This window comes from Serratia sp. 14-2641 (genome assembly GCF_001692375.1).
Classification (GTDB): Bacteria; Pseudomonadota; Gammaproteobacteria; order Enterobacterales; family Enterobacteriaceae; genus Chania; species Chania fonticola_C.
The window spans coordinates 379701-405217 of sequence record NZ_LXKR01000001.1 but is presented as its reverse complement, the minus strand read 5'-3'; the positions used below and the strand labels follow the sequence as shown (position 1 = coordinate 405217).

Here is a 25517-nt window from a genome sequence, read left to right as displayed (position 1 = left end):
AGGCGAGTGGATTAAGCCACGTCTTCGCTTGCTTGTGGCACCGGCAGGCTGAAGCTGCGGGTGACAAACGTCAGATACAGCAGGCCAATCGCCGCCCAGACCAGGCCCAGCGTCATCGAGCTGACTTCCAGGTTGACCCACAATGCACCGACGGTTAACGCCCCCAACACCGGCAGGATCAGGTAGTTGAAGGTGTCTTTCAGCGTACGATTACGTTTCTCGCGAATGTAGAACTGCGAGATCACCGACAGGTTAACGAAGGTGAACGCGATCAGAGCACCAAAGTTGATCAGTGCCGTAGCCGTGACCAAATCGAACGAAACGGCAGACAGCGCAATCGCACCAACCAGCAGCACGTTCAGCGCTGGAGTACGCCATTTTGGATGCACATAACCGAAGAAACGCTCCGGGAATACGCCATCACGGCCCATGACGTACATCAGGCGGGAAACACCCGCGTGAGATGCCATACCGGAAGCCAGTACGGTTACGCACGAGAACACCAGGATCACCGACTGGAAGAACTTGCCAGCCACATACAGCATGATTTCCGGCTGTGATGCGTCAGGATCTTTGAAGCGCGAGATATCCGGGAAGTACAACTGCACGAAGTACGACACCACGATAAAGATCACGCCGCCGATCAAGGCCGTCAGGAAGATGGCTTTCGGGATCACGTTTTCTGCATCTTTGGTTTCTTCGGATAACGAGCTGATGCCGTCAAAGCCGAGGAACGAGAAGCACAGAATGGTCGCACCGGTGATCATCGGCACCACGTGCGCGTTGTCAGACCAGAACGGACGGCTGCTCACCAGCGTACCGGCACCCTCACCGTGAGAGATACCGTTAATCACCAGGCCCAGGAACACGATCATGATTGCCACCTGTACCACCACGATAATGGAGTTCAGGTTGGCTACCAGCTTGATGCCACGCAGGTTGAACGCCGTCATCAAGGCAACCAGTGCCGCAACGAAGATCCACGAAGGCACTCCTGGGAAAATGGCTTCCAGGTAAATTTTTGCCAGCAGGATGTTGATCATCGGCATGAACAGGTAGTCCAGCAGTGATGACCAACCCACCATAAAGCCGACGTGCGGGCTGATGGCTTTCTGGGCATAGGTATAGGCAGAACCGGCGGAAGGGAATTTCTTCACCAGTTTGCCATAGCTCAGGGCGGTAAACAGGATCGCCAGCAGAGCAAAGGCGTACGCGGTCGCGACGTGACCGTCGGTCAGGCCGGAGACGATGCCGAAGGTGTCAAAGATGGTCATGGGCTGCAAATAGGCCAGACCCATCATGACGACCGGGACTAAAGTCAGTGTTTTACGCAGTTGGGCGCGTTGGCCGGCAGCTGGTGCGGCGGTGATGATGTTATCGGACATCGCGTAGCCCCCCCTTACCTTCAGTCTTGCGGATAATAGACACGCCAAGACTCAAGGTTGCGGGGAAACTTCGCAACGTGCGACTGAATTCTAAAAGGGGGATGAGGGAAGCTGGATAACTAGGCACAAAAGCCTGTGTTGCTCCATAATCGCTGCGACCGCAACGGAAACCGGCGGGCACCGGTGCCAAGGTGAAAAATTGCCCCATCTTTCTTATCCTCATGAGTCACGACCATAAAGTTTTGGTTGATCGCGACGAACCTATTTATCTATCCGGCTCGATGTCCGGCCTCGCTTGATGTATGAAACACACGTTGGTAAAACATAATGCAAAAAAAAATAACCGACGCGTTAAAACGTCGGCTATCTGCATTTCGCGTATTTTGCCATAAGATCACAGAAAGACAAGATCCTGAAACCTTCTAATACAAATTCTTTTGCTTAATATCAGGAAAAAGGCCCTTCATTGCCATCAGGGTACCTGAGATCAGGCATTTTTCAGCATCCAGTCGATCTCGGTTTCCGTCACCAATCTCTCAAACTGCATCAGTTCACCCATTTTGCAGGCGTGATAAACCCGTGAAAAGCGTTCACCGAGGTAGTGCTTCAGTTCGTGCTGATGCTCAAATTCGTACAGGGCATCGCTTTGGCGGATCGGGAACGGTAACCCCTCCTGCTCCAAACCGTTGCCGGTCACCGGCTCAGGCAGCGGTAATTCGGTGTCTAGCCCGTACAGCATCCCCGCCAGGATTGTCGCCACCACCAGATAAGGGTTGGCATCGGCACCGGCAACGCGGTACTCCACGCGGTGGTTCTGCGCATCGCCACAGGGAATACGCAACGCCACGGTACGGTTGTTATGCCCCCAGGACGCCTGGATCGGCACATACATCCCCGGCTGGAAACGGCGGAACGCATTCACGTTGGGTGCCAACACCGCCATCGATGCGGGCATCAGGGAGATCATGCCGGCCAATGTCCGCTTAAGCAGCGCCGAGTCTTCGCCATCCGCCTCGGCAAACAGGTTTTTCCCCGCACTGTCTACCACGCTGAGATGGACGTGCATGCCACTCCCCGCGTAATCCTCATAAGGTTTCGCCATAAAGGTGGCATGCATATGGTGATGTTCGGCCACCTGGCGCACCAACCGCTTCAGCGCCAGCGCATGATCGCAGGCTTGCAGCACGTTGTCGGTGTGATTCAGGTTTACTTCGAACTGGCCGGGGGAAGCTTCAGCCACCGCACCATCCGCCGGTAGCCCTTGCATCTGTGCCAGCGTGTCGATGTCGTTGAGCACCCCAGCAAAATGGTTGAGGTTATCCAGCGAATAGACCTGGCTCTGTACGTTGCGCTCCTGGGTGCCTGGTGCACACGGCGGCTGCAGATAACCGGCCGAGTCTCGCTGTCGATCGATGAGATAAAACTCCAGCTCTACCGCTACCACCGGGAACAGTCCGCGCTGGCGCAACGCCTGCCATATTCGGTTCAGTACATTGCGGGGTTCAACGTCAAAGGGAGTACCATCTTCATCCAGCATGGTCAGCAATACCTGGCCAACGTGTTGCGGATCTGCCGCCGACGGCGTCAGCGTACCGGGCACGGGCATACAGATCCGATCCGGCTCGCCCAGTTCCTGGCCCAATCCGGCCTCTTCGACCACGTTGCCCAAAATGTCCATAGCGAACACCGAGGCGGGGAAATAGCAGCCTTTTTCAACTTTTTTCAACCCGGAGACGGGAATGCGTTTACCGCGGAAGGAACCATTGAGATCGGTGAGAAGGATATCGATATACTGCGTGGCAGGATGGCGTTCCAAATAGTGAGCAACCTCACTTTGGAACGCGCTACTTCGCCTTTCTTCATTATGCTGTGCAAAATCTTCTACTACTGCGCTATTGGTTTGCATACATCACCTGCCGTTGTGCTCTTGGGAATGCCTTCGCATCCGCTTGCCGATTGACTTAACACATGGTTTGATTTCTCTGTAGAGTGCGCCACAGGCTGGCGCTCAAAATAACACCCATAATATGAAACATAGCTTTAACATAAATGGTTTGCAAATGTTACAATGGCGTTTGATTATTCGCCAGGGACTGCTAAATTGATAAAATATTGACCGAAAAGGCGTTGTTTGCGCTTTGTTGGTACAGAATTTCTTCCGCCAGACCAGGGGGAAACATGGGCAATATATTTTACAACGACCGCCCAACTACCGATATCATGTGGTTTCGATATCACTCAGACAGGTACCCGGCTCCGGGTGTGATCCCAACCTGTCGCTCCTATCAGAAGGAACTACCGCTATGAGCGAAGTCAGCTTGGCACCAGGCAAGCGCCTGTCGCAGATCCGTCAGCACTTGGGTTTGTCACAGCGCAGGGTCGCCGAACTGTCCGGATTAACCCACAGCGCCATCAGCACCATTGAGCAGGACAAAGTCAGCCCTGCCATTAGTACGCTACAGAAACTGCTGAAGGTCTATGGGCTATCGCTGTCTGAATTTTTTGCTGAACCTGAACGGCCAGATGAACCCAAAGTGGTGATCGAGCCGGACGATCTGATCGAGATCGGCAGCCAAGGCGTTTCGATGAAGCTGGTGCATAACGGCAGCCCTACCCGCAGCCTGGCCATGATGCTGGAGACCTATCAACCGGGCACCACCACCGGTGAGAAGATCAAACATCAGGGCGAAGAGATCGGCACGCTGCTGGAGGGGGAGATTATGCTGACGGTCAACGGCCAGACCTATCTGCTGACCGCTGGCCAGAGCTATGCCATCAACACCGGTATGCCCCACAGCTTCAGCAATACCTCAACGCGCGTTTGCAAGATCGTCAGCGCGCACACCCCAACCACCTTCTGACAAGATCCGCCGGAGGAGTGATGATGGAACATGTTGCCAGCTATTATGCCGCCAGCGCTAACCCCCACGCTCCTTATCCACAGTTGAACGAGGCTATCCGCTGCGATGTCTGTATCGTCGGTGGCGGTTTTAGCGGACTTTCCAGCGCCCTGCACCTGATCGAGGCCGGTTACGATGTGGTAGTGCTGGAAGCCGCCCGCATCGGTTGGGGAGCCAGTGGGCGCAACGGTGGGCAGGTGGTCAACTCCTACAGCCGCGATATCGATGTGATTGAGGCTCGCTACGGCCAGCAGACCGCGGCAATGCTCGGCAGCATGATGTTTGAAGGTGCGGAGATCATTCGCCAGCGAATCGATCGCTACGCCATCGCCTGTGACTATCGCCCCGGCGCAGTTTCCGCCGCCTTAACGACCAAACAATTCAACGCGTTAACAGAGAAAATGGCGCATTGGCAGCGTTATGGCCACACGCAACTGGAACTGCTGGACGGGGAAACCATGCGCCGCACCGTTGCCAGCGAACGCTATGTCGGCGGGCTGCTGGATCGTCAAGGTGGCCATTTGCATCCGTTAAATCTGGCGCTGGGCGAGGCCGAAGCGGTGCGCCGCCACGGCGGGCGGCTATTTGAACAATCGGCAGTCACCCATATCGATTATGGTCAGCCCGCCAAGCTACACACTGCTCTTGGCTCCGTCAGCGCCAGTCTGGTGATCCTGGCAGGCAACGCCTATCTGGGGGAAAAGCTGGAAGCCCGCCTCGGCCGTCTGAGCATGCCTTGCGGGTCACAAATCATTGCCACCGAGCCTTTATCTGCGGATATGGCCCTTTCCCTGTTGCCGGATAATTACTGCGTTGAAGACTGTAACTATCTGCTGGATTACTTTCGCCTGACGGCAGACAACCGTTTGTTATACGGCGGGGGCGTAGTCTATGGCGCACAGGATCCGGCGGATATCGAGGCCAGGATCCGGCCCTTGATGCTCAAAACCTTCCCGCAGTTGAAGAAGGTGCGCATCGATTACCGCTGGACCGGCAATTTCCTGCTGACCCTGTCGCGCATGCCACAGTTTGGCCGCCTGGAAAATAACGTTTACTACCTGCAAGGCGACAGCGGCCACGGCGTGACCTTGACGCATCTGGCAGGCAAACTGATTGCCGAGGTGCTGCGCGGCGACGCGGAACGCTTTGATGCTTTCGCCCAACTTCCCCATTTGCCGTTCTTCGGTGGCCGCCATTTACAGGTGCCATTTACCGCGCTAGGGGCCGCCTACTATGCCCTGCGCGATCGCTTAGGGTTCTGATCCCCCCGCCAAGCCGCTTTTATCGGGTTAAGCGCATTTTGCATGTTGCAAAAATGGCAATTCGTGTTACAAAAGAGTTTCTTTAGCCGTCTATACATCCAAATGAATTTCACGTTGCCGCCACCACGCCGCGATTTGAAACACGAGGGGCGCAACGTCTTCAGCCAAACTATGCCGACCAACACCGCTTCACGCCTGGAGATGCGCAATATCTCCATCGCCTTTGCCGGGTTCAACGCTCTGCAAAACGTCGATTTTACGCTGCAAGGCGGTTCGACCCATGCGCTGGTGGGGGCCAACGGCGCGGGTAAATCCACGCTGATGGGCATTCTCTCCGGCGCGCATAACCATTACCAGGGTGAAATTTTTATCGACGGCCAAAAGGTCGATATTCATTCGCCGCTGCAGGCCCGCCAGCACGGGATCCAGGTGGTGCAGCAGGAAGTGGATGTGGCGCTGATCCCCACGCTGTCCGTCGCGGAAAACATCATGCTGGACTGGCTCAATCAGCCGGGCCATCTGCTGAACTGGCGGCAGTTGCATCGCCAGGCCGCCGCGCTGTTGCAGCAGCTTGGGCTGAATATCAACCCACGCCAACGCCTGGAAGCCTGTACGTTGGCGGAGAAACAGCAGGTGCTGCTGGCCCGGGCGCTATCCCACCGCTGCCGTTTTCTGGTGCTTGATGAGCCGACGGCCCCGCTAGACAGCAATGAGAGCGAACGCCTGTTCCACATCGTGCGCCGCCTGCGCGCCGAAGGTATCGGCATCGTGTTTATTTCCCACCGCATCCACGAATTGAAAACCGTCTGCGACCATTTGACGGTCCTGCGCGACGGTCGTCATGCCGGTGAAGGCAGCATGCAGGGCCTGAGCGGTGAGCAGATCGTCGAAAAAATGCTGGGCCATTCGCTGGACGATATCTTTCCTGCCCCCCGCCCACCGCACGGCTCGCGCCCGTTGCTGCGGGTAGAGGGGTTGCACGATCGCCATAAACTGCGTGACGTCTCTTTAACCCTGCATCAAGGGGAGATCCTAGGCATTGCCGGGCTGGCGGGCGCAGGTAAGACCGAGCTTTGCAAAGCGTTATTCGGTGCAGCCCCCAGTAAATTGACGCAGGGAGAGCTACACGGCAAGCCCTGGGCACCGCATTCGCCACATCTTTCGGTAGAACAAGGCCTGGCGCTGGTGCCGGAAGAGCGCCGCAAGGAAGGCATTTTTATCAACGAAGCCATCCCGATGAACCTCAGCGTCAGCGCCGATGACAGCTTCTCCCGCTGGAGCCTGTTCAGCCGCCGTCGCGAACTGCGCTGGGCGTTAGAGATTATGCAACGGCTTGGCGTGCGGGCCTCAGGCCCACAGCAAAAGCTGGCTCGCCTGTCTGGCGGCAATCAGCAAAAAGTGGCGATCGGCAAATGGTTACGCGGCAACGCCGAGGTGCTGATCTTTGACGAACCCACCAAAGGCGTAGATATCAAGGCCAAACAGGATCTGTTCCGGCTGATCGACGGTTTGGCACGTGACGGCAAAGGCATTATCTATGCTTCCGGCGAGTTTTCCGAGCTGGTGGGCCTGTGCGACCGTATCTGCGTGCTGTGGGATGGCCGCGTGGTGGCAGAACTCAGCGCCGCCGATATTGATGAAGAAACCCTATTACTGTATTCCACCGGAGGAACTCCTGCGTGAGTAAAGAATTATCCCTGAAAACCGTTCTGCCCTGGCGCCACCAGCTGTTTGAGTTTTTGTATAAATGGGGGATGTTGCTCACCGTTGTCGCCTTGATCGCGCTGTTTGGCCTGGCTTCCGACAATTTCCTCGATGCCAACAACATCATCAACATTTTGCGTTCGATCGCCATCGTGACGGTGATTGCCATTGGCGTGTCGATCTCACTTTCGGTGGGCGGCTTCGATCTCTCCGTCGGCTCAACGGCGTCGTTGGCTAATGCGTTGGTGATCTCGCTGTTTGCCTGGTACGGCTTCGGCACTACCGGTGCCATCGTGCTGACGCTGCTGCTGTGCACGCTGGTCGGCCTGTTCAATGCCTTTTTGATCGTGGTGCTGAAGATCCCCGATATGCTCGCCACGCTCGCCAGTCTGTTCGTTATCCAGGGCGTGGCCATGACCTACAGCTACGGCGGCTCCATCACCCAGAATATGGTGCTGCCGAACGGGGATATGGCCGAAGGCGTGATCCCAGAGGTGTTTTCCACGCTGGGCCAGGTGCCGGTGATCGTGCTGATTATGCTGGCGGTGACGGTGATCATGCAGCTTTTCCTGTCGCTGACCAAGCATGGCCGCCGGATGTATGCCATCGGCGGTAACCCGGAGGCCGCCCGGCTTTCCGGTATCCGCACGGTACGTTACAGGGTTACCGCATACGTGCTTTCCTCCCTGCTGGCGGGCCTTGGCGGTATTTTGCTGGCGTCACGTATCGGTTCCTCACAGGTTAACGCTGGTGGCGGTTACCTGATGGATGCGGTAGCAGCAGCCTATATCGGTTTCTCCCTGGCAGGCTCCGGCAAGCCTAATGCTCTGGGCACCCTGGTTGGCGCGATTATCCTGGGCGTATTGCAAAACGGCCTGGTGATGCTCTCCGTGCCCTACTACGCCATGGATATCATTAAAGGGCTGGTGCTGGCATTGGCACTGGCGATCACTTACATCCAGAAACGCTGACCTCCCCCCGGCGCACCACTGCAGTGCGCCGGGCTATCCCCCTCCTTTTCCTCTGGTTTCAATACATTACTGATCAAATATACAAATGATACGAGTTATCATTTGCATTTACATTTCCGATAATTTCCTTACAATGGCCTGACGATTTCCTCACGAAACGGAAATTCTCGCGGCAGCGTGAAAACATATTCTTTTAAATCAAACAACTAACAGGAAAACCTGTTGACCTCGGGACGGGAATATTTAACCCATGGAAAAGCCAAGCTATAACACTTTAACCGCGTTAATCCTCGCATCACTCGCCAGCGGCAGCGCTCTGGCACAAACTGAAGATACCATGGTTGTCACCGCCTCCGGTTTCCAGCAGAGAATTCAAGATTCGCCGGCCACCATTTCGGTGATCCCTCGCCAACAGTTGGAAACCCGCGCCTACCGCGACGTCACCGATGCGTTGAAAGACGTGCCGGGCGTGGTGGTAACCGGCGGTGCCAGCAGCAGCGATATCAGCATTCGTGGTATGTCCTCCAAATACACGCTGATCCTGATCGATGGTAAACGTGTCGATACGCGTGGCACCCGCCCTAACAGCGATAATGCCGGTATCGAGCAAGGTTGGTTGCCGCCATTGCAGGCTATTGAACGTATTGAAGTGGTACGCGGGCCAATGTCTTCACTCTATGGCTCCGATGCCATGGGCGGGGTGATCAACATCATCACGCGTAAAACCTCGACCACTAAAGACTGGGTTGGCTCCCTGCAAGGCGATGCCACCATTCAGGAAGACCGGGATTCCGGTGATATCTACCAGACCAACGCCTACGCCTCCGGCCCGCTGATCGAGGGGCTACTTGGCCTGCGGGTGAATGGTCTGTTCTCCCATCGTGGGGAAGACCACTTCACCAATGGCTTTAACGAACAGCGTATGCGCAGCGGCACGGCGGTATTCAGCCTGACGCCGGATGAAAAGAACGATTTTGATTTCGAAATCGGCCGTTCCCTGCAGGATCGCAACAGCACGCCGGGTAAGTCCGTAGCATTAGAAAACTGCCGCAAAGGCGTCTGTAAACCGAACTCCTCCAGCGACAACCTGTATACCCGTAATAACTACTCGATCACCCATAACGGCTATTACGACTTTGGTAACAGCACCAGCTACATTCAGCGCGAAGAGACCAACAACCCCGGACGTAACATGAAGATGTACAACACCATCTTCAATACCCAGACCCAGTTTGACCTTGGCTCCCACATGCTGAACCTCGGCGGGCAATACCGTTACGAGAAATTGCAAGACGGTGGCAACCAGCTGGAAGCAGCTGACGGTTTAGACCAGTTGACCCGCTGGAGCTGGGCGCTGTTCGCCGAAGACGAATGGGCGCTGACCAACGATTTCAGCCTGACCACCGGGATCCGTATGGATCGCGATCAGAACTACGGCAGCCACTGGACACCGCGCATGTATGGCGTGTGGCACCTGACAGAGATGTGGACCGTGAAAGGCGGGGTTTCTGCGGGTTATCGCTCGCCAGACCTGCGCCAGTCCTCTGCAAACTGGGGTCAGATCACCGGCGGTGGCGTGAGCAACGGCATCATCGTGGGTAACCCGAATCTGAAACCAGAGAAGAGCATCAGTGAAGAGGTTGGCATACTGTGGGATAACCAGGAGGGGCTGAACGCAGGCATCACCCTGTACAACACCGATTTCAAAGACAAGATCACCGAAGTTCGCCGCTGTAATAGTTCAGAGGATCCGGCCTGCACCATCGGTAACACCACTTATGATTTCGTCAGCGACCGCGTCAACGTGGATAAAGCCAATATGCGCGGTGTCGAAGTGACCACCGGCTGGCAGATCACCGAAGACTGGAAGCTGAGCACCAACTACACCTTTACCGAGTCTGAACAAAAGAGCGGTGAGTTCCAGGGCAAGGCGCTGAACCAGATGCCGAAGCACATGATCAATGGCGTGCTGGATTGGCAAGCCACTGAGGATCTCGGCCTGTGGTCACGCGTTAACTTCCGCAGCGAAACCTCGGAATACCTGAGCCGTACCTCAATGGCGGTCAGCACGCCATCCTATACCTTTGTTGATGCCGGGGTGAGTTACCAGGCGCTTAAAAACCTGCAGCTTAGCGGCGGAGTTTACAACATTCTGGATAAAACCGTGGATTACGAACACTACAACACCACGCTGGATGGCCGTCGTTATACCGTGGGCATGACTTACAACTTCTGATTGCCGAGCATAGTTTGTAACAAGGGGCTGCCATCGTGCGGCCCTTTTTTTGATTAGCGCTTAACGGGGGGAATTTTTGCGGGGAGATAACGCGGCGGTAACCCGCCGCGTCTAGTGCTAATCACTTACTTATCAGGGTTCCACTTCGGGAATTCCATTTCGCTGTACTTCACCACTTTGGTTCCGCGCGTCAGCTTATAACCGAACCAGATAATCAGGAACAGTGGAATACCGATGTAGGTTGCCGTCACGCCGTACCAGTCGATACGGTCCGCCAAGAAGGCCTGATAGTTCTGCCCCAGCGTGATGATCAAGCACAGCACGAAGGCAAACATTGGCCCCAACGGGAAGAAACCGGACTGATACGGCAGATCGCTCAGGCTGTGCCCTTGCATCACATAGCCGCGGCGGAAACGGTAGTGGCTGATGGCGATCCCCAACCAGGCGATAAAACCGGTCATGCCCGAGGTATTAAGCAGCCACAGATAAACGGACTGATTACCAAACATCGAGCTAAGGAAGCACAGCGCCGCCACGACGGTGGTGGCATACAGCGCATTACGCGGCACACCGCCTTTTGACAGCTTGGCGAAAATGCGTGGTGCCTTACCTTCCGAAGCCAGCGTGAACAGCATACGGGTTGAGGCATACATCCCGGAGTTACCCGCAGAGAGCACCGCCGTCAGGATCACCGCGTTCATCACCGCCGCCGCAGAGAGCAGGCCAGCATGTTCGAATACCAACGTGAACGGACTGACGCTGATGTCTTTCACGTCATTGCGTAACAGGCTTGGATCGGTATAAGGAATGATCAGGCTGATGATCAGGATCGCAAAGATATAGAACAGCAGAATACGCCAGAACACCTGACGCACTGCACGTGGAATGTTCTTGCCCGGATCTTCCGACTCGCCCGCCGCGATACCGATCAGCTCGGTGCCCTGGAACGAGAATCCGACGATCATCGCCACGCCAATCATGGCCGAGAATCCTCCGGCAAACGGCGCATCGCCGATCGTCCAGTTATGCCAACCGGCATTTTCACCGCCCTTCAAGATACCGAAAATCATCAGTACGCCAAGGCCGATAAAGATAATCACCGTGCTCACCTTGATCAGCGAGAACCAGTATTCCGCTTCACCGAAGCCTTTGACCGAGATGTAGTTAAGCAAGAACATCAGGCCAAGGAACAGGGCGCTCCAGATCCAGCCCGGCGTGTCTGGGAACCAGTAGTTCATCACCAGCTGTGACGCCACCAGGTCGACCGCAATGGTCACCGCCCAGTTGTACCAGTAGTTCCAGCCCAGCGCAAAGCCGAAGCCCTCTTCAACATACTTGGCACCATAGGTGGAAAACGATCCTGAAACCGGCATAAACGCCGCCAGCTCACCCAGGCTGGTCATCAGGAAATACACCATCAGACCAATCAATGCATAGGAGAGTAACGCGCCGCCTGGGCCTGCCTGGGAAACCGTTGCGCCAGAGGCAACAAACAGGCCGGTACCGATGGAACCGCCAATGGCAATCATGGTTAAATGCCGCGCTTTCAGCTCGCGGCGTAATCCGGGTGCTTGCTGCCCCGCTGTTTTTATATCCTGCTGAGCCATTCTTACCCTATCTGCTCGTCAAAAATGAGGGCCGGATTGTAACAAATACCCGCCAGCGAACTAGTAACATTGCCCTGATATAAGATAGCTTCATAATCCGCGGCCAATTATTAGCAGCGGTCCTAATGATGACTTTATGCCACCTTGAGCGGATGTTGCCCAACGCAATAGCTCAAGAAACGCTGTAGCGCATTGGAAATGTGTTTTTGCCGGTGATGGATCAGATACAGCGTGCGCATCAATGGCGGCAGAGGGATACTCAGTTCCACCAAGGCTCCGCTAGCCAGCTGTTCTTCCACAACGCGACGTGACAGGCAACTAATGCCTATACCATGGCGCACCGCGTGCTTGATCGCTTCCGAGTTGCCCAACTCCATCACCAACTGGAAGTTTGGCAGGTGCGCCAATAGCAAATGATCCAGCACTTCCCGCGTGCCAGACCCCCGCTCCCGCAGGATCCAAGGGGCACTGGCCAGCGTTGCCAGGGTCACCGGTTGCTGTAGCAATGGGTTATCCGGCGCGGCAAACACCACCAGCTCATCTTCAAGCCACGGCTGGGTGACCAACTCAGGCATGTGGCACGGCCCTTCGATCAACCCCAAATCAACACGAAAATCGGCTACCGCAACAATCACCTCCTGGCTATTCCCCACGTTCAGTTCCAACGGAGTAGCAGGAAAATCTTTGCGATAGTGGGCAATCATCTCTGGCAGCATATAGTTGCCGATGGTGCTGCTGGCGGCGATACGTAACGCGCCGCTGTCATGCAGGAACAGCTGTTCAATTTCCCCAGCCTGTTCCAGCAGAGCCAGCGCTTTGGGGTATAGCAAGCGGCCATGTTCGTTGATCACCAGACGTTTACCCACGCGATCGAACAACAACACCTTCAGTTGTCCTTCCAGATCGGCCAGCGCCGCGCTGACCGCCGATTGTGATAAAGCCAGTACCACTGAGGCCTGAGTGGTGGATCCGCTTTTCAGCACCTCGGTAAAAACTTCCAGTTGGCGCAAAGTGATATGCATAACAGCCTCGACATAAAGAGAATGGTTATACCCGTCGTCTTTCAAGCTGCAGCGTTGTTACCTGCGCTTGTCCACCCGGTCACTTACAAAAGCAAGCTCTTGAGGATGAACAAGCTTGTCGCCTGTCAGCAACTTGAAATCCATAGGGTAAAAGACAAAACCATTTAAATTAAAACACCAAAAAACAGTCACACGGCGTCGGTAAGCTCACCGCCCTGCCTTATAAGGTTATCACGTTTACAGGATTAGGCTTGGCGACGTAGCCGAACCGTCCAGGTGATAAACCACTTATTCCGATAGGTTATAAATATATAATCAATTTCTCTTTTAGGTCACCTGCTTTTATCATTGCACTCAGGAATTTAGCAGAGGACAGAATAATCATGGCGAGTCACAGCACTCAACCCTATCCCGAACAGCGTTTTCCCCTGTTTGGACTACCACGGTTGATACCAGGCTTACTGCTGACCGGTGCGCTGACCGCGTTTTCGGTCTGGGCGGGCGATGTTCCCTGGATTGCCGGGTTGGGATTAGGCGCCCTGACGCTGGCGATCCTGTTCGGCATCCTGGTTGGCAACACTCTTTATCCCTGGTTGCAGCCTAGCTGCCATACCGGCGTACAGCTGGCTAAACAGCGGCTGCTGCGCCTGGGGATCATTCTTTATGGCTTTCGTTTAACCTTCCAGCAAATTGCCGACGTGGGGGCCAGCGGGATCATTATCGATGCCCTGACCCTGAGCAGCACTTTCTTGCTGGCCTGCTGGTTGGGTAAAAAAGTGTTCGGCCTCGATAGCCAAACCACCATGCTGATCGGTGCCGGTAGCAGCATCTGCGGAGCCGCAGCCGTAATGGCCACCGAGCCGGTGCTGAAGGCGGACTCCAGCAAGGTTGCCGTCGCAGTCTCTACCGTAGTGGTGTTTGGTACGCTGGCGATCTTTGCCTATCCGTGGCTGTATCAACTGAATGAGCACTTCCAGTGGCTGCCGTTGACGCAGGAAACCTTCGGCATCTACGCGGGTTCGACAATCCATGAAGTGGCTCAGGTGGTTGCTGCTGGCCATGCCATCGGCCCGGATGCGGAAAACGCGGCGGTGATCGCCAAGATGATCCGCGTCATGATGCTGGCCCCGTTCCTGCTGTTGCTGTCTGGCTATATCAGCCGCCGGGCCGGTAGCGGCAGCAAGAGTGAAAAATCGGCCATCACCATTCCGTGGTTCGCCGTATTGTTCATCGCCGTTGCCGGGCTGAACTCGTTCAACCTGATCCCGGCCACGCTGGTACAGCATCTGATCACCATCGACACCTGGATGCTGGCCATGGCAATGGCCGCTTTAGGGCTGACCACCCACATTAGCGCGGTACGTCAGGCTGGTGTGAAACCCATCTTGCTGGCGACGCTGCTGTTCGTCTGGCTGATCGTTGGCGGCGGTGCAATCAACCTGTTGGTGCAGCACCTGTTGTGATCCCCCCTCTTCAGGCCCGAGCTTTCGGGCCTGCTTGTTTTGCCCCCGCCATTCAATCCTTCGCTTATCAATGCCATAATGGCAGCGTTAACACAGGAGAATGAAAATGAAGTTTGTCGGTGCACACGTCAGCGCTTCTGGCGGCGTAGATCAGGCCGTGATCCGCGCACACGAATTAGAGGCGACCGCATTCGCCCTGTTCACTAAAAATCAGCGTCAATGGAAGGCCGCCCCGCTGCCTGCCGACGTGATAGACAAGTTTAAAAGTGCCTGCGCACAGTACGGCTACGGCCCAGGGCAGATCCTGCCGCACGACAGCTATCTGATTAACCTCGGCCATCCGGTAACGGAGGCGTTGGAGAAGTCCCGCGAGGCATTTCTTGACGAGATGCAACGCTGTGAGCAACTGGGGCTGACGCTGCTGAACTTCCACCCAGGCAGCCACCTGATGCAGATCGATGAGGATAAATGCCTGGCAAGGATCGCCGAGTCAATCAACATCGTGCTGGATAAAACCCAGGGCGTCACCGCCGTGATCGAGAATACCGCCGGGCAAGGCAGCAATCTGGGGTTCAAATTTGAACATCTGGCGGCGATCATCGACGGTGTAGAAGACAAGAGCCGCGTTGGCGTCTGTATTGATACCTGCCACGCTTTCGCCGCCGGTTACGATCTGCGTAGCGAAGAGGATTGCCAGAAGACGTTTAAAGAGCTGGCCGATGTGGTGGGCTTTAACTACCTGCGCGGTATGCATCTTAACGATGCCAAGAGCGAGTTTGGCAGCCGCGTTGACCGCCACCACAGCCTGGGTGAAGGCAATATCGGTAAGACCGTGTTCAGCTATATCATGCGCGACCCGCGCTTTGATAATATCCCGCTGATCCTGGAGACGGTGAACCCGGATATCTGGGCAGAGGAAATTGCCTGGCTGAAGGCGCAGCAGTAATTTTTCTGCAGACATAAAAAAACCGGCATTTTTCAGATGCCGGTTTTTTATTTTGTGGTTGTCGTTACGCGACCGTGGCTACCGGCGCTTCAGAGCGTTTGAGAACCGCATAGGCTACACCCGCCAGCAGAGTACCCGCCACAATCGCCAGCAGATACAGCAGCACCGGCGAGATAGCACCTGGGATCAACAGCACGAACAGACCACCGTGTGGTGCCATCAGTTTTGCACCGAAGGCCATCGACAGCGCACCGGTCAAAGCACCACCTGCGATACAGCACGGCAGAACGCGCATCGGGTCACGGGCGGCAAACGGAATTGCCCCTTCAGTGATAAAGCACAGGCCCAACACCAACGCGGCTTTGCCCCCTTCCTGCTCGGACTTCTCGAACTTGCGACGAGCCAGAATGGTCGCCAGCCCCATCGCCAGCGGTGGCACCATACCTGCCGCCATAATCGCCGCCATCGGTGCGTAGACCGAAGAACTCAACAACGCCACACCAAAGGCATAAGCCGCCTTGTTAACCGGGCCACCCATATCGGTACACATCATCGCACCGAGGATTGCGCCCAGCAGTACCGCGTTGGCGGTGCCAAGCGATTGCAGCCAGTTGGTCAGGCCAACCATGATCTTGGCGACGGGCGTGCCCACCACGTAAATCATGATCAAACCGGTGATCAGGCTGGCAACCAGCGGAATAATCAGGATCGGCTTGAGCGCTTCCATACTCGGTGGCAAACGCAGCTTGCCGCTGATGGCCTTGGCCACGTAACCCGCCAGGAAACCGGCAATGATACCGCCAAGGAAACCCGCACCGGTGCTGACCGCCAACATACCGCCAATCAGGCCCGGAGTCAGGCCTGGACGATCCGCAATGGAGAACGCAATGTAGCCAGCCAGAACCGGCACCATCAGCGCAAAGGCCGAACCACCACCGATCTGCATCAGCGCAGCAGCCAGCGTACCCTTGACTTCAAACGCCTTGATACCAAACACGAACGACAGCGCGATGCACAGACCGCCCGCCACCACCATCGGCAGCATGTAAGACACGCCGGTCAGCAGGTGGCGATAAGGACCTGCGCTCTCTTTCTTCTTGCCTGAGCTCGCGGTGCTGCCACTTTTTTGCGGCTGGAAGATCTCGGCTTCTACCTGTGCCTTATCCAGTTCCTGCGCGGTTTTCTTCAACGCCAAACCGGTCGAGGTACGGTACATTGGCTTACCGGCAAACTTGTCCAGATCCACTTCGATGTCTGCCGCGACAATCACCAGGTCGGCCGCAGCCACTTCTTCTGGGGTGATTGCATTCCCGGCACCGACGGAGCCACGGGTTTCCACTTTCACCCACCAGCCACGTTTCTTGGCTTCGCTCTCGATGGCTTCGGCCGCCATAAAGGTATGTGCAACGCCGGTCGGGCAAGCGGTAACGGCAACAATGCGTTTCGGACCGGCAGATTTTGCCGGTGCTACCGCCTGGGCCGGAGCCTGATACGGTTTGGCTTGCGCCTGTGCTGTGGCCAGGAAGGCTTCAGGTTCACGCACCGCGTGTTCCACATCACCGATATAAACCTGTTTGCCGTTCAGCTCAGCGTCAGCAGGTGCAGCAACACCCGCTACCACCACCAGTTCAGCCTCGTTGGCCGTGTTAACCAGCGTCAGGCCGGTTTTGGCCGCAGCGGCCTCAAGCATGCGTTTCGCCAGGTGGCTACGAGCCTGCCCGAGCGAACTGTCTATCATCAGCAGCGTTTTCATTCTGACTCCTGCGATTAATTAAAGGGTTTCAGATCGACGCGCGCCATCATCGCGGCCAACTGCGGGCGATCGGTGATGCCAACGTTGCTCTGGCTCACTGCCAGGGCAGCCACGGCAGTGGCCAAGCGCAAGGTATGTTCGCTGGATTCACGCATCAGCAGGCCGTAGATCAGGCCGCCGACCATGGAATCACCGGCACCCACGGTGCTGACCACCTCACAGGCTGGCGGTTTGGCGATCCAGGCGCCAGAGGCGTTAACCCACAGCGCGCCTTCGGCACCCAGTGAGATCACCACGTGGGCAATGCCCTGTTCACGCAGGGCGTGAGCGGCTTCCACCACATCTTCCAACTTCGGCAAGGCTTTGCCTGCCCAGATTTCCAGTTCACGACGGTTAGGTTTTACCAACCACGGCGAGGCTTTCAGCCCGGCCACCAGCGCTTCACGGCTGCTGTCAAAAATGATGCACGGACACTGCGCACGCAGGCGGGTCATCCACTCGGTGAACGCTTCCGGTGCAACCCCGGCAGGCAAGCTACCGCTGACCGCCACCATGTCGAACTGGCCCAGCCAGCTCAGGGAATCCACCACAAAGCGTTCCCAATCCTGCGGCGTCACTTCAAAACCGGAGAAGTTGAAATCGGTCACTTCACCGTCTTTTTCCGTCAGCTTAACGTTGATACGTGTACGCCCAGGGACCACCTGGAAACGGTTGGCAATCCCCAAATCGCTGAACAGCAGTTGGAAACCATCCTGGTTGTCTTTACCAAGGAAACCGCCAACGGTGACGTCGATACCTAAATCTTTCAGTACCTTGGCAACGTTGATCCCTTTACCTGCCGCATGGAGACCGGCAGTTTTTACCAGGTTAACCTCGCCCCGTTCGATCTCCGGGCAAAAGCCCACCAGATCGTAAGCCGGATTCAGGGTTATGGTTGCTACTCTTCTGCTCATGCTGCACCCTCGCCAAGACCTTCACTGATGGCTTCGCCGATGGCTTTCAGCGCGGCTTCAGCATCGTCACCACTAGCGGTAAAGCGCAGGTGATGACCTTTTTTCACTCCCAGTGCCACGACCTTCATCAGGCTGCGGCCGTTAGCCGGTTTACCACTACCGTCGAGATTGGTAACGGTAATTTCACTGGAGAACTGTTTGATTACGTTGACCAGCGCAGTGCCTGGGCGGGCATGCAGGCCATGCTCATTGCGCACGACGTATTCCGCACTCAGAACCGCGCTCTCTTCGGCTACTTCGCTGGTCAGTAACGCCAGCACGCCCACCGCATCGGCGTTCAGCAAGCGTTCAGCTTTTTGGCTCACTAACAGATCGCTTAAGTAGTTCAGCACCGTCAGCGGTTGTTGATCGGCGACGGCGACGGTCAGCAACAGCGCGACCTTTTCGCCTTCTTCATCAAACGCCTGTGCCGGGCGGCTGACGGTGGCGGCGCTAGTCAGGTTGCCTTCGGTGCTGTCACTCAACCAGATCCCCTGCCCCAGATTCAGCGGCTTGCGGGTGATCACATCGCTGACAAACTGGGCGTTAACCGCCCCGATTTTTTGCAGACGGCCCGCGTTCAAAGCTTGCAGCGTCATCAGCGAATCGGCGGCCACATCAAGAGCAATCAGTGAGGCATCAAACTTGAATTCAGCCGCCAGCTTCTCGCCCATCAGCAAACTGCGCAGTTCTTCGGCTGAAGTCGTTTTTGCCAGCTGTTCGGCGACGCTGTCATCACTGAGCACGTGCGTGAGCTGACGCAGTAATGCCAGGTGTTCATCAGAACGCGCAGCAATGCCGATCACCACATAGGCCGTCTGGCCTTCGCCCCACTCGATACCCTGTGGAAACTGGAATACCTGAACACCGGTGTTCAGCACCAGATCGCGGGTATCTGTAGTGCCATGTGGAATGGCGATGCCGTTGCCCAGATAAGTAGAGGTTTGCAGCTCGCGCTGCAGCATGCCGTCAACATAGGCGGCGCTGACGCATCCGGCAGAGGTAAGCGCTGCCGCTACCTGCCGGATGGCTTCCTGTTTGCCGCTAGCGGCAGCTCCCAGGTGAATATCTTGCTGTGACAACTGGAACATGGTTCTCCTCTCCTGCTGAATTGAATCGTTTCAGCCAAGTTAAGAAAAAGGAGCGTTACCCATCGCCTAACCAGGCCATCGATGACGCTGAAACGTTTCAATGAGTGTGTGAGCAGCTATCACCGAAAGCAAGTTTTCTCGATCTCGACGTGATAGTTTTTTGACCTTACGCACACTTTTCTGGCTAAAGCCCCCATGTGAAGGGGAAAATGGCATACTGTGCTGAAACAGTGCTGAAGGAAGATAACAACATGGTTGCCACCGGTATCGGGGTCATAATCGTTAACGCTCAAGGGCAAATCCTGCTGGGGAAACGCTGCAGCACCCATGCCCCTTTTTGGTCGATCCCCGGGGGTCATCTTGACGCGGGGGAAACCTTTGAGCAGTGTGCCCAACGCGAAATCGCCGAAGAGACCGGTTTGCAGATAGCTCCGCCAACCTTTATTGGCATCAGCAATAATCTGCAAACCTGGCGGGCAGAGGGAAAACATACGGTGTCGATCTGTATGCTGGTTCAGCATCCAGGTGGGGAAGCTGAACTAAAAGAGCCGGAAAAATGTGCCGAATGGCGCTGGTGCTCCCCGCTCGACCTGCCGGAGCCCCATTTTGAAGCGAGCAAAACGGCGATCCACCTATGGTTAAGCCAACAGGTATATCTGCCTATATTGTGACGTTATTCCCTGTCATTTCTCCTCAGTTCATCTCAAACAGAGCATTATATAAATTAGAATATAACGCTACTTTATTGCTCAATCACTCTACTTTTCACTGTAAATACCCCTAAGGTATTAGGTTTCTTTTGCGAAAATACCTATACTTATCCAGGTGTTTTTGACCTGGTGTCGAAACCTTTTTGGCAAGTTTTTCCTTGGTATTTCATAACTATAAGTGGGTTCAATATGAGCAAAAAACAAGCTGGCTTTGAAAAGCGACGCCGGTGGGGATGGCTTTGGATTTTGGTGATCGGGATTATTCTCGGTGCCGCACTGCTGGCAGGGACCGCAACGGTCTTCCATAAAACCAGCGATACCGCCTTCTGTGTCTCCTGCCACACCATGCAACAACCTCTGGCCGAATATCAAGGCAGTGTCCACTTCCAGAACGCCAAGGGGATCCGCGCTGAATGCGCCGATTGCCACGTCCCTCATGAGCCGCTCGATTACCTGTGGACCAAGATCCGCGCGGTGAAAGACATTTACGGCGAAATGACCGGTAAAATCGACACTCCGGAAAAATACGAAGCCCATAAGCTGGCCATGGCGCAATCGGTGTGGAAAACGCTGAAAGAAAACGATTCGGCCACCTGCCGTTCTTGCCATAGCTTCGATGCCATGGATATTACTGCCCAGCGTCCTGAAGCCCGAATTCAACACCCGGTGGCCATCAAGCAAGGCGAAACCTGTATCGACTGCCACAAGGGCGTTGCGCATATCCTGCCGGATATGAGCGGTGCCGCACAGGCCGGCGCTGCCGAACTGGCGAAAGCCGCGGCGGAAACCTCTCCAACAGCGACCACGCTGTTTACCATCGCTACCGAACCGTTCTTCCTGAAAGCCGACGATACGCATAATGCCGGTAACCTGATGCCTTCAACCGAAGTTCACGTCGTGAAACAGGAAGGTGACAAGGTGTTGGTTGACGTCAGCGGCTGGCAACAGGATGGCGTCAGCGAAGTATTCTACGCTGCGCAAGGTAAACGTATCCTTAGCGTCCTGCTGGGCGAAGACGCGCGCAAACTGCTGAAAACCGGCAGCACGATGACCGACGCCGAAACGGGCCTGGTCTGGCATCAGGTTTCATTGCAAGTGTGGTTGCCACGTAAGCAACTGATCGACGATCAGCAGAAAATCTGGCGTTACACCGCCGATATGATGTCCGCCAACTGTACCGGCTGCCACGGCCTGACCGCCCTTGATCGCTTCAACGCCAACCAGTGGATCGGCGTGATTAAAGGTATGGCTCCTCGCACCTCGCTGTCACAAGAACAACTGCGCGTTCTGACGCAGTACGTTCAGAAACATGCCAGCGATATGCAACCTGCCACACCGGCCAAAAGTTAAGGGAGAAGCGAAATGAGCAAGTACCAACAACAACCATTGGCCATGAGCCGCCGTCGTTTCCTGACCGGTGCCAGCGCCCTGGCCGCCGTGCCTCTATTTGCGGGTCTGTGGCCTAAATCGGCGTTGGCGGAAGCCATCAGCCAGGCATTGCCACAATTTGTGGCCTTACGTCAGGCGCAGAAAGGCATCCTGACCGGGGCGCACTGGGGCGCATTTGAAGCCATCGTGCAAGACGGAAAAATGGTCGGCGTGTTGCCGGTCAAAGACGATCCTTACCCGAACGATCTGATCACCATGGCCCCCCACCAGGTGCATGCGGAAAACCGTATCAAGTACCCAATGGTACGTAAAAGCTGGTTGGAAGGCGGCCCAGGCAGCCGCACCGAGCTGCGCGGCAACGATGAATGGGTGCGCGTCAGTTGGGAAAAAGCGATCGATCTGGTCGGTAACGAAATCGTCCGTTTGCAAAAAGATCACGGCCCGCAGTCGATCTATGCCGGTTCTTACGGCTGGAAAAGCGTGGGCATGCTGCACAACAGCCGTACCCTGCTGCAACGCCTGATGAACCTGAGCGGCGGCTTCCTCGGCTACGCTGGTGACTATTCTACCGGTGCTGCACAGGTGATCATGTCGCACGTGATGGGGTCAATGGAGGTTTACGAACAGCAAACCGCCTGGCCAAACGTCATCGACAACAGCCAACTGGTGATCCTGTGGGGCTGTAACCCGATGGTTACGCTGAAAAACAGCTGGAACGTACCCGACCACGTCGGCCAGACCGGCTTTGAGGCGCTGAAGAAGAAAGGCACCCGCATCATCAGCATCGATCCGGTGCACAGCGACAGTGCCAAATATGTCGGCGCACAGTGGATCGCTCCGCGTCCGTACACCGACAGCGCGATGCTGATCGGTATCGCCCACACCCTGTTGACCGAAAAGCTGCATAACCCGGACTTCCTGAAAACCTACACCGTAGGCTTCGACAAGTTCCAGGCCTATCTGCTGGGTGAAACCGACGGTACGTCGAAAACTGCCGAGTGGGCTGCCGATATCAGCGGCGTCGATGCCGAAGTGCTGCGCCAGTTGGCGCGCGATATGGCGAAACAGCGCACCATGATCATGGGCGGCTGGGGGATCCAGCGTCAGCATCACGGTGAGCAACAGCACTGGTTACTGGTGACCGTGGCGGCCATGCTTGGCCAGATCGGCCTGCCAGGCGGCGGCTTTGGCTTCAGCTATCACTACTCTTCCGGCGGCAGCCCAACGGCCAAAGGCGGCATCCTCTCCGGTATCTCTGCGGGGAATGCACCGAAAAATTCACCAACGCCAATCCCGGTGGCTCGTATCGCCGAATGCCTGACCAACCCAGGCAAGACCATTCACTTCAATGGGACCGATGTCACTTACCCAGACGTGAAGATGGTGTACGTGGCCGGTGGTAATACCTTCCACCAGCATCAGGACACCAACAATCTGGTCAAAGCCTGGCAGCGCCCGGAAACCATCGTGGTTAACGAACCGTACTGGACGGCGACCGCCAAGCATGCGGATATCGTGCTGCCCGCGACCACCAGCTATGAGCGTAACGATCTGGAGATGGGCGGTGACTACTCGCAGCTGTACGTCTTCCCGATGCATCAGTGCGTGCCGCCGCAGCATGAGTCACGCAACGACTTCGACATCTTCGCCGCTTTGGCCGCCAAGCTCGGCGTGCTGGATGCCTTTACCGAAGGCAAAGACGAAACCCAGTGGCTGAAAGGCATGTACGACGACATGAAGTTGCAGGCCCGCGCCGCCCGCGTTGCCCTGCCGCCGTTTGACATGTTCTGGGAGTCGAACAACTACATTCGTTTCCCGATCCCGCAGGAAAACAAACAGTGGGTACGTTTCGCCGATTATCGTGAAAACCCGCTGCTTAATCCGTTGGGGACTCCTTCCGGCAAGATTGAGATCTACTCCGATGCCATCTCGAAGATGGAGTATCTTGATTGCAAAGGTATTCCAACCTGGATGCCGCCACATGAATGGTATCGTGGCCCAGAGGCAGCCAAATACCCGCTGTCACTGAATACCGCGCACCCGACCAACCGCCTGCACTCACAGCTCGACAACACGCCGCTGCGTAAGAAGTATGCGGTGGCCGACCGTGAAGCGATCTTGATCCATCCAGAGGATGCCAAATCGCGCAATATCACCAACGGCGACCTGGTGCGGGCGTTTAACGACCGTGGGCAGATCCTGGTTGGTGCCATTGTCAGTGAAGACGTGCGCCCAGGTGCGGTGCGGATCAGCGAAGGGGCCTGGTACGATCCGGCCGATCCGTCAACGCCGGGGTCGATCTGTAAGAACGGCAACGTTAACTGCCTGACTTTCGATATTGGCTCATCCAACCTGGCACAGGGCAACTGCGGCCAGATGGCACAGCTGGAAATTGAGAAATATCAGGGCGAAGTGCTGAAGAACACCGCGCACGACGTTCCTGCTGGCGCATAACCACTAGCCACCAGAGCAGGGTGATGGTGACATCACCCTGCTCTTTTCTGCCGACAGATACCATCTAGTTACCCATTCCTTGATTGAAACAGGTTTTTGTTTTTTTTAAACGAGCGTATTATGCGCGCGTCTCCCTTCTCTTTGGCTATTCATTCAGCTTATGCGTACTTCAACTGCGGCGACACGACGCTTGCCCGATTTAACTTCGTTGGCATTTCTGGTCGTGGCTTTTCTCACCGGGATTGCCGGTGCCTTACAGACGCCCACGCTGAGTCTGTTCCTCTCCACCGAAGTGAACGTACGGCCAACGATGGTCGGGCTGTTCTTTACCGGCAGCGCGGTGATCGGCATTTTGGTCAGCCAGTTTCTGGCCAGCCGCTCAGATAAGAGGGGCGATCGCAAATCACTGATCTTTCTCTGCTGCATGTTGGGTGCCTTGGCTTGTGCGCTGTTCGCCTGGAACCGTAACTATTACCTGCTGCTGTTCGTCGGCGTGTTGCTGAGCAGCTTCGGCTCGACCGCCAACCCACAGATGTTTGCCCTGGCACGAGAACATGCCGAGCACACCGGCCGGGGAACGGTGATGTTCAGTTCTATACTGCGTGCTCAGGTTTCGCTGGCCTGGGTGATTGGCCCACCGATCGCCTTTGCCCTGGCCTTGGGGTTTGGTTTTAAGGTGATGTATCTGGCCGCCGCTGCAGCCTTTATTCTCTGCGGAGCGCTGGTATGGAAGATGTTGCCCTCCATGCCAAAAGTGCAGAGTACCGGCGGGGCGACGCTGGAAGCCCCCCGCCAGAACCGCCAGGATACGTTATTGTTGTTTATGGCCTGCACGTTAATGTGGACGGCCAACAGCATGTATTTGATCAATATGCCGCTGTACATGGTGCGGGAACTGCAGTTACCGGAAAAACTGACGGGAATACTGATGGGTACCGCTGCCGGGCTGGAAATCCCGACCATGTTGCTCGCAGGCATGGTGGCCCAACGCTTTGGCAAGCGCTTCCTGATGCGTTGTGCGGTGATTGCCGGTGTGCTGTTCTATGCCGGGCTACTGTTTATAACCGGTACTTGGCAACTGATCGCCCTGCAACTGCTGAATGCGCTGTTTATCGGGGTGCTGGCGGGGATTGGTATGCTCTATTTTCAGGATTTGATGCCCGGCCAGGCCGGGGCGGCCACCACGCTGTTTACCAATACCACCCGCGTTGGCTGGATTATTGCCGGTTCGATCGCCGGGGTCGTGGCTGAAATGTGGAGTTATCACGCGGTATTTTACTTTGCGTTGGCGATGGTCCTGGGTGCGGTGCTATGCCTGTGGCGGCTGAAGGACGTTCAAGGCGCGGTATCCGCCTCCAACTTGGCAAGATAGATCAGCGCCTCATCACGGCGATCGTGGCACATTTCACGGCTGGCCTGCAGGCTGCCGCAAACTTTGGGCCTCAGCGGCGAATGAAATATTCCACAACGCAGTTGCTGGTCCAGATGGATGCAACGGGTATTGGCCGGTTTGCCGTTGGGCATACCAGGGATCGGGCTGGAAATCGAAGGTGCGATACAGCAGGCACCACAGTCGGCACGGCAGTCCATCTGCGATCCTATAGGGGCTGATTATGTGGCTGAGACAATAGC

Annotated in this window: 19 protein-coding genes; 11 read left to right on the top strand and 8 right to left on the bottom strand. The window is 56.0% G+C overall.

The window, feature by feature from the left end; genetic code table 11:
- Positions 1 to 11: 11 nt before the first annotated feature.
- Both A6U95_RS01860 and A6U95_RS01855 read right to left on the bottom strand, forming a co-directional pair.
- Positions 12 to 1385 carry an APC family permease gene (locus A6U95_RS01860; protein WP_065683227.1) on the bottom strand — a complete coding sequence of 458 codons (1374 nt, stop codon included), beginning with the start codon at positions 1383 to 1385 and terminating at the stop codon, positions 12 to 14.
- 487 nt (positions 1386 to 1872) lie between these two features.
- Positions 1873 to 3291, bottom strand: coding sequence for a glutamine synthetase family protein (locus A6U95_RS01855; RefSeq protein WP_065683226.1), 1419 nt, complete (start codon positions 3289 to 3291; stop codon positions 1873 to 1875).
- A 397-nt stretch (positions 3292 to 3688) separates the two neighbouring features.
- On the opposite strand from A6U95_RS01855, the gene puuR reads away from it, so the two are divergent.
- The 5 genes from puuR to A6U95_RS01830 all read left to right on the top strand — a co-directional run bounded on the left by puuR (position 3689) and on the right by A6U95_RS01830 (position 10458).
- Positions 3689 to 4246, top strand: a complete 558-nt coding sequence (gene puuR / locus A6U95_RS01850; RefSeq protein ID WP_021805845.1) for an HTH-type transcriptional regulator PuuR — start codon at positions 3689 to 3691, stop codon at positions 4244 to 4246.
- A gap of 20 nt (positions 4247 to 4266) precedes the next feature.
- Positions 4267 to 5547 carry an FAD-binding oxidoreductase gene (locus A6U95_RS01845; protein ID WP_065683225.1) on the top strand — a complete coding sequence of 427 codons (1281 nt, stop codon included), beginning with the start codon at positions 4267 to 4269 and terminating at the stop codon, positions 5545 to 5547.
- A gap of 171 nt (positions 5548 to 5718) precedes the next feature.
- A complete protein-coding gene (locus A6U95_RS01840; protein WP_065683380.1) occupies positions 5719 to 7230 on the top strand; it encodes a sugar ABC transporter ATP-binding protein in 1512 nt (503 codons plus the stop codon).
- On the top strand, positions 7227 to 8222 hold the full coding sequence (locus tag A6U95_RS01835) for an ABC transporter permease (RefSeq protein ID WP_065683224.1): 996 nt from the start codon (positions 7227 to 7229) through the stop codon (positions 8220 to 8222). Before A6U95_RS01840 ends, A6U95_RS01835 begins: the two co-directional genes overlap by 4 nt.
- A gap of 250 nt (positions 8223 to 8472) precedes the next feature.
- Positions 8473 to 10458 (top strand): ligand-gated channel protein, encoded by a 1986-nt coding sequence (locus A6U95_RS01830; RefSeq protein WP_065683223.1) that lies wholly within the window; start codon positions 8473 to 8475, stop codon positions 10456 to 10458.
- Positions 10459 to 10583: 125 nt separating this feature from the next.
- Here A6U95_RS01830 and A6U95_RS01825 read toward each other — a convergent pair whose 3' ends face one another.
- A complete protein-coding gene (locus A6U95_RS01825) occupies positions 10584 to 12065 on the bottom strand; it encodes an amino acid permease (protein ID WP_024484976.1) in 1482 nt (493 codons plus the stop codon).
- A 134-nt stretch (positions 12066 to 12199) separates the two neighbouring features.
- Positions 12200 to 13087, bottom strand: a complete 888-nt coding sequence (gene yieE, locus A6U95_RS01820; RefSeq protein WP_065683222.1) for a DNA-binding transcriptional regulator YeiE — start codon at positions 13085 to 13087, stop codon at positions 12200 to 12202.
- A gap of 383 nt (positions 13088 to 13470) precedes the next feature.
- On the opposite strand from yieE, the gene A6U95_RS01815 reads away from it, so the two are divergent.
- Both A6U95_RS01815 and nfo read left to right on the top strand, forming a co-directional pair.
- Positions 13471 to 14550 (top strand): YeiH family protein, encoded by a 1080-nt coding sequence (locus A6U95_RS01815; protein ID WP_024528062.1) that lies wholly within the window; start codon positions 13471 to 13473, stop codon positions 14548 to 14550.
- 106 nt (positions 14551 to 14656) lie between these two features.
- A complete protein-coding gene (gene nfo / locus A6U95_RS01810; protein ID WP_065683221.1) occupies positions 14657 to 15496 on the top strand; it encodes a deoxyribonuclease IV in 840 nt (279 codons plus the stop codon).
- A 64-nt stretch (positions 15497 to 15560) separates the two neighbouring features.
- Here nfo and fruA read toward each other — a convergent pair whose 3' ends face one another.
- From fruA to fruB, 3 genes are read right to left on the bottom strand one after another with little or no spacing between them, the layout of a single operon-like run.
- Positions 15561 to 17249: a PTS fructose transporter subunit IIBC gene (gene fruA, locus A6U95_RS01805; RefSeq protein WP_065683220.1), complete on the bottom strand. Its 1689-nt coding sequence runs from the start codon at positions 17247 to 17249 to the stop codon at positions 15561 to 15563.
- Positions 17250 to 17263: 14 nt separating this feature from the next.
- The gene (gene fruK / locus A6U95_RS01800) at positions 17264 to 18202 is read right to left on the bottom strand and encodes a 1-phosphofructokinase (RefSeq protein ID WP_065683219.1); all 939 of its coding nucleotides are present in this window, start codon (positions 18200 to 18202) and stop codon (positions 17264 to 17266) included.
- Positions 18199 to 19332, bottom strand: coding sequence for a fused PTS fructose transporter subunit IIA/HPr protein (fruB, locus tag A6U95_RS01795; RefSeq protein ID WP_024484971.1), 1134 nt, complete (start codon positions 19330 to 19332; stop codon positions 18199 to 18201). Before fruB ends, fruK begins: the two co-directional genes overlap by 4 nt.
- Positions 19333 to 19583: 251 nt before the next feature.
- Between fruB and A6U95_RS01790 the strand changes: the two genes are divergently transcribed.
- The 4 genes from A6U95_RS01790 to A6U95_RS01775 all read left to right on the top strand — a co-directional run bounded on the left by A6U95_RS01790 (position 19584) and on the right by A6U95_RS01775 (position 25257).
- Positions 19584 to 20003 (top strand): NUDIX domain-containing protein, encoded by a 420-nt coding sequence (locus A6U95_RS01790; protein WP_065683379.1) that lies wholly within the window; start codon positions 19584 to 19586, stop codon positions 20001 to 20003.
- A gap of 228 nt (positions 20004 to 20231) precedes the next feature.
- Complete coding sequence (locus A6U95_RS01785; RefSeq protein WP_024528057.1) at positions 20232 to 21392, top strand: NapC/NirT family cytochrome c; 1161 nt, start codon at positions 20232 to 20234, stop codon at positions 21390 to 21392.
- 12 nt (positions 21393 to 21404) lie between these two features.
- Positions 21405 to 23885 carry a trimethylamine-N-oxide reductase TorA gene (gene torA / locus A6U95_RS01780; protein WP_065683218.1) on the top strand — a complete coding sequence of 827 codons (2481 nt, stop codon included), beginning with the start codon at positions 21405 to 21407 and terminating at the stop codon, positions 23883 to 23885.
- Between the two features lie 160 nt (positions 23886 to 24045).
- Entirely contained in the window at positions 24046 to 25257 is a 1212-nt protein-coding gene (locus A6U95_RS01775) for a sugar efflux transporter (protein ID WP_065683217.1), read from the top strand.
- Here A6U95_RS01775 and A6U95_RS01770 read toward each other — a convergent pair.
- Positions 25221 to 25475 (bottom strand): YkgJ family cysteine cluster protein, encoded by a 255-nt coding sequence (locus tag A6U95_RS01770; RefSeq protein WP_024484966.1) that lies wholly within the window; start codon positions 25473 to 25475, stop codon positions 25221 to 25223. The genes A6U95_RS01775 and A6U95_RS01770 overlap by 37 nt on opposite strands.
- Positions 25476 to 25517: the final 42 nt, after the last annotated feature.

Coding starts and splice junctions, on each gene's coding strand:
- A6U95_RS01845 (WP_065683225.1), top strand. CDS start 4,267: ATGATGGAACATGTTGCCAGCTATTATGCCGCCAGCGCTAACCCCCAC.
- A6U95_RS01775 (WP_065683217.1), top strand. CDS start 24,046: ATGCGTACTTCAACTGCGGCGACACGACGCTTGCCCGATTTAACTTCG.
- yieE (WP_065683222.1), bottom strand. CDS start 13,087: ATGCATATCACTTTGCGCCAACTGGAAGTTTTTACCGAGGTGCTGAAA.
- A6U95_RS01785 (WP_024528057.1), top strand. CDS start 20,232: ATGAGCAAAAAACAAGCTGGCTTTGAAAAGCGACGCCGGTGGGGATGG.
- fruA (WP_065683220.1), bottom strand. CDS start 17,249: ATGAAAACGCTGCTGATGATAGACAGTTCGCTCGGGCAGGCTCGTAGC.
- A6U95_RS01815 (WP_024528062.1), top strand. CDS start 13,471: ATGGCGAGTCACAGCACTCAACCCTATCCCGAACAGCGTTTTCCCCTG.
- A6U95_RS01770 (WP_024484966.1), bottom strand. CDS start 25,475: ATGGACTGCCGTGCCGACTGTGGTGCCTGCTGTATCGCACCTTCGATT.
- A6U95_RS01830 (WP_065683223.1), top strand. CDS start 8,473: ATGGAAAAGCCAAGCTATAACACTTTAACCGCGTTAATCCTCGCATCA.
- torA (WP_065683218.1), top strand. CDS start 21,405: ATGAGCAAGTACCAACAACAACCATTGGCCATGAGCCGCCGTCGTTTC.
- A6U95_RS01840 (WP_065683380.1), top strand. CDS start 5,719: ATGCCGACCAACACCGCTTCACGCCTGGAGATGCGCAATATCTCCATC.
- nfo (WP_065683221.1), top strand. CDS start 14,657: ATGAAGTTTGTCGGTGCACACGTCAGCGCTTCTGGCGGCGTAGATCAG.
- fruB (WP_024484971.1), bottom strand. CDS start 19,332: ATGTTCCAGTTGTCACAGCAAGATATTCACCTGGGAGCTGCCGCTAGC.
- puuR (WP_021805845.1), top strand. CDS start 3,689: ATGAGCGAAGTCAGCTTGGCACCAGGCAAGCGCCTGTCGCAGATCCGT.
- A6U95_RS01825 (WP_024484976.1), bottom strand. CDS start 12,065: ATGGCTCAGCAGGATATAAAAACAGCGGGGCAGCAAGCACCCGGATTA.
- fruK (WP_065683219.1), bottom strand. CDS start 18,202: ATGAGCAGAAGAGTAGCAACCATAACCCTGAATCCGGCTTACGATCTG.
- A6U95_RS01860 (WP_065683227.1), bottom strand. CDS start 1,385: ATGTCCGATAACATCATCACCGCCGCACCAGCTGCCGGCCAACGCGCC.
- A6U95_RS01855 (WP_065683226.1), bottom strand. CDS start 3,291: ATGCAAACCAATAGCGCAGTAGTAGAAGATTTTGCACAGCATAATGAA.
- A6U95_RS01790 (WP_065683379.1), top strand. CDS start 19,584: ATGGTTGCCACCGGTATCGGGGTCATAATCGTTAACGCTCAAGGGCAA.